Below are 13,073 nucleotides of genomic sequence, written 5' to 3'. Positions count from 1 at the left end.
AAGTAAAGTGACAATAAAAGTGATTTCGGCTAATCTTACAAGCATTAATCATATCTTTACAAGGAATGTGAAATGTCAATACCGGTTACTACCAGCGATATCATTGAAGGACATCCTGTCAAACAATATTTGGGAGTCGTTCGTGGTATTGTAGTTCGGTCTCCAACAATAGCACAGGGGTTTATGGGTGGATTAAAATCAATCGTTGGAGGAAAGATAGGCGCTTATACTCAAATGTGCGAACACGCACGGGAAGAGGCACATCAACTTATGTTAACGCATGCTCAAGAACTTGGCGCTAATGCTGTCATTGCCATGCGCTATGATACAGGGGAACTTGGCCAAATCGGAACTGAAGTATTATGTTATGGAACAGCTGTTATTATATGATATCGTAGATTCACAGGCACAGCTAACATTTTGTCTTAACTCACTTGCATTGCTTACCTGTTAGTACACATCTTTGCTCAATCCAGACTTGTAATTTTTATACTAAAATTAAATCAAATAGAGTTTAAGATTTACAATAAGGATAATAGGATGCCTAAAAAAGTCTTTTTTTCGTTTGCCGGCACCGGGGACACTGCAGTTAATATGAGCGCACTCCATGAACAAAAACCTTTTGGTGAAAATGTCATTCGAATTTATTTTAATGGTTGTCAGGATAGTAAAATAGGTGGCGCACCTCCCGGCATAGGTTATCTTGCTCCTGATCTTAATGTTGTTGCCAGTAAACTTCGCACCTGTTTCACAGAAAGTGGAGAACTTTCACTTGCAGCGCTAAAAAAACAATTTGGCAGCTCCATTATCATTAAGGGAACCGACGCAGAACTTGATCGTGTGGCCATTGATGACATTCATCTGCAAGGCTTCAGCCGCGGGGCAGTAACCACTTTCGCCGCCGCCCGTCATTTAGATGATCTTAATATACCAATCTCTCTTATCGCCGAAGATCCTGTGCCAGGAAACACAAAATATCATGCTGTAAAATCTTCTTCCGAGTTTTATAAAAATCGAGATTTACGGGCATGCAGAAACCTGCGCCATGCGGAAGTCATATTAGGCGTTTATGATAAAAAAGTGAACCCGCTACACAATAAATATTTTAGACAGATGGCTCCTCTTTTTAGCGCGGACTGTCGGCATTTTATTTATACGGTGCCTAAAACTCATCACGTTGAATTTTCCCGCAAAGCAGGCAATCATGTGTTTGATTATTGCACTAACATGGGACTCACTACACGTGCTTTAGCATACGATGAAATGTCCGACCGTATGTTTTATATGCCCAAAATATTTCAACAAAAATTTCACGCAGGCGTTGTTGGTCGCCTACAACTTTCTTCACGCTATAAACACGCTTTATTTAGAGAAGTATCTAGATCCAGAGATACACTCACGATGGATGGAGCCGTTAAAATTGGCCAAGCATTATACGCTCTGGATCGCGCCCCTCATTTTCCTGATAAAGACCAATTATATAGAAAAATCACAGAACTGACGTCTAATGAAGGGAAAGCGCTTCGAGAATTTACTATTGAATTTGAAAACATTCTTCAATATTTTTTCTCAAAGGATGAACCTGCTGCGTTAGATGATGTCCGCAAAGAAATTTATAGGCTAGTTAATCAATATCCCTGTGAAACAGCCGACCACCACCAGAAACAAGCCTTGATGGAAAATATTTTAAAATCAATAGAAACTCTGAAAGGCAACATTCCTGCCAAACAGTTCGCTGCTTTACAGGCAAGTATGATGCACTTCATGAAAGAAAATGTTATTTTTCATCTGGATCTGGCAAGATATCTTGATGAAACAGAAACCTACAAGGCAACTCCATGCCGCGTTATCGATGATGTAAATCCTTTTGCCGATATAAAGAGCGCAAGAAGTGCAGAAGAACTGGCCACCATCCTTTATCACATGTCAGAACGTTCCAGAGCAGCCGCTTATGAGGATATTGCTCCTTTACTTTCGAGTCTTGTCAAAGACGCAAATCAACTAGCAGATATTCTTCGTTTTCTTCCCCCAACTAAAATCGAACAAGCTCTTAAAAAGAGTGAAATCAAGGGATTAATCAAAAATTTGGAGGATGTTAACGTCGTTATGGAAAAACTATTTACTTATGCACAACGAAAACAAGTATTTCAAGCAATGCTTGACACATTAAAAACTCCAAGTTTTGAAGAAGCTGGTCATTTAATGCAATATTTATCTACAGACAAATGCAGAATATTTCTTACTAATGTTCCCTTCGACAGCTTCCATGCAGAATCAAGTGATGATGTTTTAAGATTTTTTGAAAAATTGAATACCAAGCAAATAAATGCCATATTACCTTTAATCGAAAAACAGTTAACCGATTACGTCAAAGATAAAATGGAGCCTACCGCAAGAGCAACCCTATGTAGTTATTTGACCAATAAAATAGAGGGAGAATCCAATGCCGGATTATTAACAAAGGTGTTTTCAGAAGTTCATCAACGAAAACAACTACAACATGAGCTAAAAGCAAAAATATCTGATATTCGTAGTGAACTGCTTGATGATACGGCGGACAGATCATCTATATCCCATGGAGCTTAATCATGATAATACGATGATTATTTTGGAGCGGGCCTGTCTTCTTCTTTATTCTCCTCACGTTCTAATTCTAAGTGCCTCCGCATTTCTTTATACATTTTTTCAGTAGACGTTGACGTTGAAAAGAGTCTGCTAAAAAAGTTTGGATCTCGCTTTTTATGTAAAACCTCTTTATTTATTCTTTCATGTTCATTGATTTTTACTAAAAGATCGCTTGCAGACAACCTGTTTTCCCCGACCAGTGATTTATATAAGTCTTTTAATTTATCAAACTTTTTACGAGTTTCAGGATCTTCCGGTTTTATTTTAGGGATTTTTTCCAGCCTTGCGTATAATTTTTCTAATACATATTGTTGTTGAGCGGATAAATCAGGACATGTATTGGGAGGGGGCGGCAGAATATAAAAACTATCCTTATCCGGCTGGCCCGCGCGCAATTTGCTTTTATAATCCGGTTCAATAAAAAAATAGCGGGACACATTGGTTTTAAAACCCAAAATCGATTCAAGAATATTAAGCGCAGTCGTTCGGCAGGTATTGCTGACATGCAAGCTTTGCGCACCAGTCACAGTAGCCGAAGGCTCAGCAGAAGGGTCTCGATGATACCCTGCACTCTCGAGTGTTCGATATATTAAGGTTATCCTATCCGAATCCGCTTCACCCTCCTTAGGTACATAACATTCTATTCTAGAATTGGATTCTCTTTCCACAGCGTCCCGAATGGCTGGATTAGCAAGCTGCCTTTTTTCAATGTCTCCAATTAATTCCAGAAACTGTTTAAATTGCTCATAATTGATAGCATACGCTTTATAATTAACGTCTGCCTTATGATCCTTGCCACGAGCAATCCCTTCATCGGCAAGCCTTGCCATAGTTTGACTGGCAATTGCTTTTCTCGCCATGGTGACTTGACTTGCAAAATCAGGGTCAATGTCATTCGTCTTCCCGACTCTTGCCAATAACTGCGGCGAACCATCCTCACCAACCACCCCAAGCATGAGAAAACTATGTATTCCTTGCTTGGCGATTGAGATAAAAAATTCACTATCTCGTCTGACGCTTAAATCACTAGGCATGTTTCTATCCAATAAAAAATCAATTTATTGAATAATTATAGAACATAAAGATTATTATTTTATTAAATAGAAAATTTTATAAATATACAAAGTAAATGTACTAACCACTTTTTGTAGCTGTCAAAGGTACACCAGCAGAAATATTAGCCATCGCTTTTTGCAAAACAGGAACATCCAGCATCAACTCTCCCTCTTTGCTTAGCCAACCAAGCGCTTTTAATACATGACGAGTTCGTGTACCGCCTTCCTGAAGCGCATGGCGCAGTATTTTCTCCAGAGAAGCCTGTTTATAATCAAGTCTAGAGCGTTGCAAAGAATAAAAAAAGCCCTGCTTATCTTTATCAAGAGACGCTTCATACTGCTTGCGAAAACAGGCAAGCAATGCTTCCTCAGAACACGCTTTTTGGGGTTTTAAAACTCGATCGGGTTCCAGGAGCTCATACCGCGTTGATAAGCGCGAATAGAAATGATAAGCCAACAAAGCATGCATATCTGCCGAAGGATGCAAGTCATCATAAAACATGTATCCACTGGCAGGGGAAAAACCATCGGATGGGTCATCAAAATCGGCAGATTCTGTATAGGCAGTTGCTCGTTTTGCAGGGTCAAAATAATACCGTGACGGATTTTGATAGATGTCTGAGAATTCAGTATTTACATCAAAAACATCCACGACACAATATGGATAATCACGGTTCAATTGCTCACAAGCGTTCTGTAATTGTGTGTTGAAATACAGGGAACACCGCCTGGCTTCTTCACGTTCTTTCTCGGATTTTGCCTGAAAGCGAGGGGTTAGCGATAAGTCGGGCAGGTTAAATAAAACAAAATGTCGATAGCCTGCGGCCATGAGTTTTTTAACATTTTGGATTCTTGCTGCAATCGCTTTATCCACTTCCTCGATGGAAGGTTTTGCATTAACGGTTACTAAGTCGTTAGCACCAGACCATTCAACGACAAGTGTTTCTGCTTTTTGTTGATAAGAAATATGATGTTCTTTATCATACTGTAAAATCTTTTTTCTCATATCCGCCAAAGCAGACAATATAATGCGGCTGAAAAAACGGGTAATGCTTGAGCTAAGTGTCCAACCGTAATCATGTGACATTAGTCCACCTTCACAATAACTCCTTACCCACACTTTGCCACGGTAATTAACAAATCGATCATCATCGAGCGAGTAACTGTCATAAATTGCATGCAAAATACGCTTATCACGTGCGATCACCGCGTCCGCAATATCCGTATCATCCATATGCCGTTTTTTTTGCAATCGTTTAATTGTAAAATCACTGGCGATGCTTGCTGTGACATGGTCGCTCCATACCAAACCATTTGTAAAGCGCCCATCTGGTGAGTATTTATTCAGTCCGCTTATATAACTCATGGGAATACAGCCAAATAAGAATCGCTTGTTTAATGTCCCGCGATCTGAAAGACTATCGCCCATCATAATGATGTGTTTGATTTGAATAGGTTCCATGGCTGTTGTCATTGCCAATGAATGTTGCGTCCCTAATGCCACCATAAATACCCTCCATTACCGTGTCCAACCATTAAGAATAGTACAATTTTTAAGTAACAACTATTTTTTAACATTTAGGTGAAATTCGACTACAGACATGAATTCAATGGTTCAGAATAATCAACCGAATGTGAGCAAGAGATTTCATAGGCTTCGTCTAAAAAACAACGTTCATAGGAAACAGAACGGCAAAATCCACTTGTCATAGCATCAATCGCTCTTTGTTCCTGCTCGCATTGAGCATATTCGTTAAATATTTCCACAACGTGTTGTGTTGCGATTCTGAATGATGGGCTTGAATATGTTTGGAGCCAATTTTTATAGAGATGATTGCCGGGCAGTAATACCGTGGGCATTTGCTCGCCCAAGCTGCAATAAATCCAAAAGCAAGGGATACAACCTGCGATTGCCGTGGCAAGGGAAGCATGTTCTGCACTCTCATGAAGATGCATACGATACGCTTTAATGATTGGTGATTCTGTTCTAGCTGGATGAGAGGAAAAAAATAGATAGGGAGATGGCTTTAAGTATTTTTGTAACAACGTTTGCTCTGTACGTATCATTTTAGTGGCGAGACGTTCAAATTTATATTGCTGTTCTTTATTAGGTAAACGCTTGGTAATAACCATCAAGGTTTTAGCAAAATGATGAAGATAAATTTGATCTTGCATCACAAAATGTCTAAAAGCCGCTGGAGGCAATGTGCCACGATATAAATTACGATTAAATGGATGAGTATATATTTTATGCACGTTCGCTTCAGCGGCACGCAGCATGTGTTGCAAGATGAGCACGTAAATCTTCCAAAAAATAAAAATGATCAACAGGGCCATGGCCATGACCGATGTGAAGATGGCTTGCTGACGCAAGCGCATTAGTAAGATAGTGTTTTGCAAATCCAATTGCGACGTCTAACGATTCTCCCAGCGCTAAAAAAGAAGCAATTGCCGCCGATAAACTGCAGCCAGTTCCATGGGTATTTTTAGTAACAATGCGCTTGGAATGAAACCATGTCATGGTTTGTGTTTTTATAGAATAAAATACGTCAGAAGCCTGTGAAGAATTTAAGTGGCCACCCTTGAGTAAGACATTTACGCCATAGGCTTCTGCCATCGTTTTTGCAGCATCAACCATCTCATCCATGGTTGCAATAGCAACGTTCAATATCTTTTCTGCCTCAAACAAATTCGGGGTAAGCAAATGAACGTTTGGGAAAAGTCTGCTCTTAAGATACGAAAGCGTTTCTATTTTAAGCAACGGAGAACCATTTTTTGCCACCATCACCGGATCGAGTACAACATGCCTAGGTTTGTACACTTGAAGAGCTTGGGCTACCACATCAATGACTTCCATATTGTGTAGCATGCCAATTTTCACACTAGCCATGTTTAAATCCTGACAAACTGAATCAAGTTGTTGTTGAATAAAAGAAGCTGGCACGTCTAAAATAGCCTGCACACCTTGGGTATTTTGCGCAACAAGCGCAGTAATGACGGAAGCAGCGTAACATCCTGTTGCTGAAATCACTTTAATATCTGCCTGGATTCCGGCACCACCCGAAGGATCAGTTCCAGCAATGGTCAATACGCATGGATAGTTTTTTTTATTCATCGCTTTTCTCATGTGAATATTGATACAACGCATCCAGAAAATGCATTTTAAAAGAACCAGGTCCTTGCACCTTATCAGCAGCCAGCTGGCCACAGGCACCATAAAATCGTGCTGCGGCTTGTGCCGCCACATAATAATCGTTATAGACAGCACAAAAAGCCGCAATAACTGCAGTAAACAAGCAACCTGTGCCAGTTACATACGGCATGATTTCTGAACCTCCATGAATACAAGCCGACTGAGTCTGGCTAACGATCACATCCATCTCCCCGCTGATTGCAATCACGGCCTGACTTAATGACGCAAGTCGTTGTGCTGCTGAAATTGCTTGCGCGACAGCCTCGGAACTATCTACACCGTTCGTTCTGACGTTTAAGTCAATCAATGCCATGATTTCACTGGCATTACCACGAACCACTGCAATGGAGTTGGAGTCCAGCAATTGCCAGCAAGCATTCGTACGAAGAAGACTCGCCCCTGCTCCCACTGGATCAAGAATAATGGGTACAGTAAGCTGATTGGCAAATTTGCATGCTTTTTGAGCTAAAGAGATAAAATCCGTGTTTAACGTTCCAATATTAATCACAACTGCCCTGGAACATTGCAGTAAAGATTCAAGCTCTTTTTCCGCAAAGCTCATCACCGGTGAAGCACCGATACACAATAAACCATTGGCGACTAATTCGATGGATACATGGTTTGTCAAATTCAAAATCAAAGGTTTTTGTGCTCTTATTTGAGCAATAATCGCCCTATCTTGGCTAATAATGTTCATCAATAATTTTCCTTAATGCGCTTGCAGCTTGTTGATGATCCGTGACCTGATGGACCGCACTAACCACAGCTGCTCCATAAGCGCCGTGTTCAAGAACGGATTGCAGGTTAGACGTGTTAATTCCCCCTATTGCAATGACCGGATGCCTTGATGAGTTTACCAAGGCTCTTAAACCATCTAATTGCCAGATGGTTTTACAATCCGTTTTGGTTAGGCTCGGGAAAACTGCACTAGCGGCAACATAATCAAGACAATCCAATGTATTGGCATACTCCAAGTCTGAAAAGGATTCAATGGATAAACCAATGAGCTTTTGTGAACCTAAATAATCACGAGCCAATATGGGGGAAGCATCAGCCTGTCCCAAATGAACGCCTTCAGCATCAACGGCATAAGCCAGTTCAACGGAATCATTGATGATGAGAGGTACCGACAAAGGTTGTAAAATCGATTTGAGGATTTGAGCCCGGTGGTGTAACTCGGAGAGAGAACTATTCTTATCGCGCAACTGTATTGACGTTATCCCGCCATTCACCGCTTGCTGAATGAACTTCAGATAACTTGAAAATGAACAACCATGAATATGTGTTACTAAACACAATTTGAGTGTGGATATCATCACTCTCCCTCCGCAGGCATTATCCAGTGCAGGTTATAAGGGTGTTTCTCAGCCCTGATTAATTTCAGAGCACCCCTGGTGAATTTTTTTTACATACTAACGAGGCATGATGAAGGAGTCAACGGTTCCTCATTTATTTTTATTTTTCTATCTTGTAGAGCAAGAATTGACATTATTATTCTATTTCGTGTATGCTTATTAGCCATTATTTTCAACAGGTGTTCCTCCAATGCGCAAGTAATTTTCCATTTTTTGTTTTGGCACAAAAACGGAGATTATTCATGCGTAATTTACCTCAGATTTTTCTTAATCATTTATCTTATTCCATCCCTGACACCAGCGTTCGATTTCAGGACGTATCATTTGCTTTTAATCAAAGGCGATATGGCATTGTCGGTGATAATGGAACAGGAAAAACAACCTTATTAAAATTGATTGCCCAATGCATGCTGCCACAACATGGTAGCGTAAAAAGTGCTGGACGCATTGCCTATTGTCCTCAGCAGTATAAACCAACTCACCCCAAAGAACAGATATCCGAACTGTTAGGCATTGCAGATAAACTGCAAGCCCTCCATCGCATTCAACAAGGCCAAATCACCAAAGAAGACTTGCTGCTCGTTGCAGACGACTGGGACATCCATACCAAAGTGGTGCAGGCATTCGCCACCTTTGGGTTGGATGAGCTGAATTTGGCACGCCCTGTCTTAAGTTTAAGTGGTGGGGAAACAACCAAATGTTTATTGGCGCGCGCCATACTTATGAATGCAGATTTCATTTTACTGGATGAGCCTACCAACAACCTGGACAGCCTGGCACGAAAAAAACTGTCCGCCTGGATAAAACAAGCCAAACAAGGGTTTTTAATTGTAAGCCATGACCGTCATTTGCTTGACACCATGGATGAAATTATTGAAATAACGCCAATCAGCGTGAATCATTATGGTGGCAATTATTCATTTTATCAGCAGCAAAAACAAATTCATCAAGCCGCTTTAGAGCAGCAATTACAAGAAGCCAAACACCAAATTCATACAACACAAGGCAGTATTCAACGTTCACGTGAAAAACTCGAGCAACGCCGAAAACAAGGAAAAACATTAAAGCATCAAGGAAAAATTGATAAATTGATGGCAAATTCCATGCGTGGCCGAAGCGAACGAACGCAATCCAGACATACCACGCAAGCCAACAAAATGCAGCAACAAGCAAAAGAAAATATAGCTATGGTTCAATCTAAACTCGAAGTAAAAGAAACCATTCATGCTAACCTTGCGTCAACACGGGTACCTAATGGCAAAATCGTTCTTCGCATTAACTCACTCAATTATGCCTTTCCTCAACAATCTAGCTTATTTCAGGATTTTAATTTGTTTATAACAGGTCCTGAGCGTGTGGCTATAGCAGGCAACAATGGCACAGGAAAAACAACATTAATTCAATTGATCTTAGATCATATTAAAGATTATCAAGGAGACATTTATCTTGGCGTTTCACCGGTTTGTTACTTGGATCAACGGGTACATTTTCTTAATCCCAATCTTTCTTTGGTTGAGAATTTACAAACATGCAATCCTGACATGCAAGTTCAAGAATCCTATGCAGCCCTAGCTTCTTTTAATTTTAGAAATAAAGATGCTGAAAAAACCGTTTGTCATCTTAGTGGTGGCGAACGCTTACGTGCAGGCCTAGCCATCCGTCTTTTATCCAAAATACCCCCGCAATTAATGATTCTAGATGAACCGACTAACCATTTAGATATACGAAGCATTGAGGCCATTGAACAGATTTTACGTCACTATGAAGGAGCATTGATCGTGGTTTCCCATGATCAATCGTTTTTAAACAACCTGGGAATACATCGAACCATTATGCTGGAGAAACACGATGGCTAATAATCACCATGCCCCGCAATCATTAACTGTTTGGGGATTTTTATGGACCATCATCAAGCCATATCGCTGGTGGTATGTGCTCATGCTGCAAGCCCCTTTAGTCACTGCATTTTACGTATTTGCAAATAACTATTCGCTGAAACTGCTGGTTGACGCTTTTTCCAGGGATTCCGTCGTTGGGTATCACCATTTGATTTATCCAATTGCTTTATTTATTACTGCTCAGATTATTTTGGATTTGTCATGGCGAATAAGCAATATTGCAGAATGGAAAGCAGAACCATTCGCACGCCGTAACTTGTTATTAAAAGCCTATAATTATATTCAATATCACTCTTATAATTATTTTCAAAATAATCAAAGCGGTACCGTCATCAGCAAGTTGAAAGGCATCTTGGATGGATATGACAGTGTATTTGCCAACCTTCATCACATCATTGGCAAAAATTTTTGTGTGGTGGTGGTCTCTATTTTTGTTTTGTGGTTAATCAATACGACGGTTTTTCTTTTTATGCTGGTCTGGTGCATCCTTGTCGTGATTATTCTTTACCCCATGGCTTTGCGCTTAAATAGGCTGTCTAATGAAGCAGCTGAAAGCAAGCATCATGTCATTGGGCTTTTATCGGACAACATTACCAATATCTTTTCTTTATTTTATTTTGCAACTCGTAAAATTGAGCTTAAACGCGCAGACTCATTCATGTCAAAAGATTACGTGCCACGCCAAATCAGCATGTATCGTTATGATTTTGTTTTTAATTTTGTCGGCAGCATCATGTATTGGATCATGCTGATTTCCGTTTTTTTATTCATGATTCATTTACGTACAAACGCTTCCATTTCAACTGGAGACTTTATTTTTGTCATGCTAACCGCAATCGCGATTTCTTTTGAATTATGGGGATTTATTTCCGGCATGTGCGAATTTATGAAAGAGATAGGCGATTTCAAATCCTCTTTTTCTATATTAACAGTGCCTCATGCAACCATGGATCGACCCAATGCGATTAATCTTCATGAGATTAAAGGAGCAATAGAATTTAGAAATCTATTCTTTACCTATGAGAGCGGAAGACCAATTTTCACCGATTTAAATTTAACCATCAGCGCTGGCGAAAAAATAGGTCTTATCGGTCATTCAGGCGCCGGTAAATCAACGCTTATTTCTTTATTGCTTAAAAATTTCCAGCCATCTTCAGGAAAGATTTTAATCGATGGCCAGGATATTGCTGAAATCACTTCAGACTCTCTCAGAAAACAAATTTCACTTATTCCACAAGATATTATGCTTTTTCATCGTTCGATTGCAGAAAACATTGGCTATGCAAAGGAAAAAGCTTCTCTGCAAGACATCAAAACAGCAGCCAAAATGGCCAATGTCGATGAATACATTGAATCACTGCCCAATGGCTATCATACCTTGGTAGGAGAACGCGGCATAAAACTGTCAGGTGGGCAAAGACAGCGCATTGCCATTGCGCGCGCCATTTTAAAACATGCTCCCATTATTATTCTTGATGAGGCAACATCCAGCCTTGATACTGCCACAGAGCAACAAATTCAACAATCGCTGAATGTAATCCTGGAAGAAAATAAGACCACCGTTATCGCCATTGCCCATCGTTTATCCACCATTCGCCATATGGACCGTATTGTGGTGATGGAAGAGGGAAACATTGTTGAAGAAGGCAGTTTTAATCAACTGATGAACAAGAAAAATGGTTATTTCAAGCAATTATGGGATAATCAGGTGAATGGTATGGTTTTATAATGGCTGGTAGTATAACCAAGTTGCTTAATACTTCATGGATTCGTAACAGTAGTTTGTAAACAATTCACGAAATCCAATTTTTTTATACAAATTAAGTCCAATACCAGAAGCCTCCAGAAAACAATAGCGGGCATTATACTCTTTTGCCCGCCTTAATGCTGCAAAAATAAGCGCACTAGCATAGCCCTTTCGCTGAAATTGAGGCCTTGTTGCAATATCATCAATTCGTGCCTTATTTTCATAGAATGAGAGGGATAAAGAACAAACTATTTGATTGTCAATGAAACCAGAAAAATGATAAAGCTTTTTTCCCATTTCCGTTGCTAACTGATGCCTTATCGCATAAGGCCTTGTTATTTCTGGTGTTGATTCAAATCCCTCAATTAACGGCATGCACCATTCCGCCAGATTTCCCTGAATTTCTCTGATTTCTAATGAGGCTGTTTCCATCGGACCTTCAATTTTTTCAAGGGCGATAAACATGGCGACCCCATTATCCCCATTTAAAATAAAATGATGTTGCTGTAATAAGTCTGCAATTTTTGGATTATGATAATAATCAGGTAATATTAATGCCCAAGGAAGTTGTTTTTCTGCATAAAAATCGAAACACAGCGATAAACTTGTTTCAAATGATTCATCAACCTGATAAACAATCGCTGGATTTAAACCAGGCGCTTCCACGCCAGTAGCAAACGCAATTAAATGACCAAAGGCAATCTGTTCGAGACTGACCATGCTGAAAAAATTGTTTTCGGTTGTACGAAACGCATTAAATACATGGCGTACGCCCTTACCTTCTCTATGCATTTTTAAATAGGCTTATCATCAGGATAGCACGACATTTAGTGCTTATAATGTTCCTCAATCATTAGTATAGCTTATGTCGCATAAAGACATAAAACTAATTCTTGCATATAAGAACTAGAAAAGTCATAAAAACATGTTAGAATTAAGTCTCCTATATTAGAGAATAAACAACATGTCAGAAAAAATACGTGGTACAGTAAAATGGTTCAATGAAAGTAAAGGTTTCGGATTCATTGAGAGTGAAGGGAAGGATTATTTTGTTCATTTCAGTGCAATCCAAGGCTCTGGATTTAAAACGTTAACTGAAGGCGCTGCTGTTTTATTTAAAGCTGCCAAAGGTCAAAAAGGTCCGCAAGCTGAAGAAGTTGAAGTTGCCTAATCGTTGTTATGTACGCTTCATCCTTACTT

Annotated in this window: 12 protein-coding genes and 1 riboswitch; of the genes, 5 read left to right on the top strand and 7 right to left on the bottom strand. The window is 39.7% G+C overall.

Annotated features, from left to right (window positions below; all coding sequences use genetic code 11):
- Window positions 1-72: 72 nt before the first annotated feature.
- Both E1O52_RS06440 and E1O52_RS06435 read left to right on the top strand, forming a co-directional pair.
- Window positions 73-390: a YbjQ family protein gene (locus E1O52_RS06440; protein WP_133127878.1), complete on the top strand. Its 318-nt coding sequence runs from the start codon at window positions 73-75 to the stop codon at window positions 388-390.
- A 150-nt stretch (window positions 391-540) separates the two neighbouring features.
- Window positions 541-2,586, top strand: coding sequence for a hypothetical protein (locus E1O52_RS06435; RefSeq protein ID WP_133127877.1), 2,046 nt, complete (start codon window positions 541-543; stop codon window positions 2,584-2,586).
- Between the two features lie 17 nt (window positions 2,587-2,603).
- On the opposite strand, the gene E1O52_RS06430 is transcribed toward E1O52_RS06435, so the two are convergent.
- The 6 genes from E1O52_RS06430 to thiE all read right to left on the bottom strand — a co-directional run bounded on the left by E1O52_RS06430 (window position 2,604) and on the right by thiE (window position 8,189).
- Complete coding sequence (locus tag E1O52_RS06430; protein ID WP_133127876.1) at window positions 2,604-3,659, bottom strand: hypothetical protein; 1,056 nt, start codon at window positions 3,657-3,659, stop codon at window positions 2,604-2,606.
- A gap of 100 nt (window positions 3,660-3,759) precedes the next feature.
- The gene (locus E1O52_RS06425; protein WP_242602185.1) at window positions 3,760-5,187 is read right to left on the bottom strand and encodes an SGNH/GDSL hydrolase family protein; all 1,428 of its coding nucleotides are present in this window, start codon (window positions 5,185-5,187) and stop codon (window positions 3,760-3,762) included.
- An 86-nt stretch (window positions 5,188-5,273) separates the two neighbouring features.
- Entirely contained in the window at window positions 5,274-5,978 is a 705-nt protein-coding gene (locus E1O52_RS06420; protein WP_165474728.1) for a TenA family protein, read from the bottom strand.
- Complete coding sequence (gene thiD, locus E1O52_RS06415) at window positions 5,944-6,795, bottom strand: bifunctional hydroxymethylpyrimidine kinase/phosphomethylpyrimidine kinase (protein WP_207384183.1); 852 nt, start codon at window positions 6,793-6,795, stop codon at window positions 5,944-5,946. Before thiD ends, E1O52_RS06420 begins: the two co-directional genes overlap by 35 nt.
- On the bottom strand, window positions 6,788-7,570 hold the full coding sequence (gene thiM, locus E1O52_RS06410; protein ID WP_133127873.1) for a hydroxyethylthiazole kinase: 783 nt from the start codon (window positions 7,568-7,570) through the stop codon (window positions 6,788-6,790). Before thiM ends, thiD begins: the two co-directional genes overlap by 8 nt.
- Window positions 7,557-8,189: a thiamine phosphate synthase gene (gene thiE, locus E1O52_RS06405; RefSeq protein WP_133127872.1), complete on the bottom strand. Its 633-nt coding sequence runs from the start codon at window positions 8,187-8,189 to the stop codon at window positions 7,557-7,559. The genes thiM and thiE overlap by 14 nt, the downstream gene beginning before the upstream one ends.
- Window positions 8,177-8,276, bottom strand: a riboswitch (TPP riboswitch). (Overlaps the previous gene by 13 nt.)
- 194 nt (window positions 8,277-8,470) lie before the next feature.
- Between thiE and abc-f the strand changes: the two genes are divergently transcribed.
- The gene (gene abc-f, locus E1O52_RS06400; RefSeq protein ID WP_165474726.1) at window positions 8,471-10,084 is read left to right on the top strand and encodes a ribosomal protection-like ABC-F family protein; all 1,614 of its coding nucleotides are present in this window, start codon (window positions 8,471-8,473) and stop codon (window positions 10,082-10,084) included.
- Window positions 10,077-11,855 (top strand): ABC transporter ATP-binding protein, encoded by a 1,779-nt coding sequence (locus E1O52_RS06395; RefSeq protein WP_242602184.1) that lies wholly within the window; start codon window positions 10,077-10,079, stop codon window positions 11,853-11,855. Before abc-f ends, E1O52_RS06395 begins: the two co-directional genes overlap by 8 nt.
- Window positions 11,856-11,879: 24 nt before the next feature.
- Here the strand turns inward: E1O52_RS06395 and E1O52_RS06390 are convergent, their stop codons facing one another.
- Window positions 11,880-12,665: a GNAT family N-acetyltransferase gene (locus tag E1O52_RS06390; RefSeq protein WP_133127870.1), complete on the bottom strand. Its 786-nt coding sequence runs from the start codon at window positions 12,663-12,665 to the stop codon at window positions 11,880-11,882.
- 172 nt (window positions 12,666-12,837) lie between these two features.
- On the opposite strand from E1O52_RS06390, the gene E1O52_RS06385 reads away from it, so the two are divergent.
- Window positions 12,838-13,044 carry a cold-shock protein gene (locus tag E1O52_RS06385; RefSeq protein WP_133127869.1) on the top strand — a complete coding sequence of 69 codons (207 nt, stop codon included), beginning with the start codon at window positions 12,838-12,840 and terminating at the stop codon, window positions 13,042-13,044.
- Window positions 13,045-13,073: the final 29 nt, after the last annotated feature.

Origin of the sequence: Legionella nagasakiensis (assembly GCF_900639915.1) — a bacterium.
GTDB lineage: Bacteria > Pseudomonadota > Gammaproteobacteria > Legionellales > Legionellaceae > Legionella_A > Legionella_A nagasakiensis.
The sequence above is the reverse complement of the archived record's forward strand: the minus strand, read 5'-3'. Positions and strand labels throughout refer to the sequence as shown.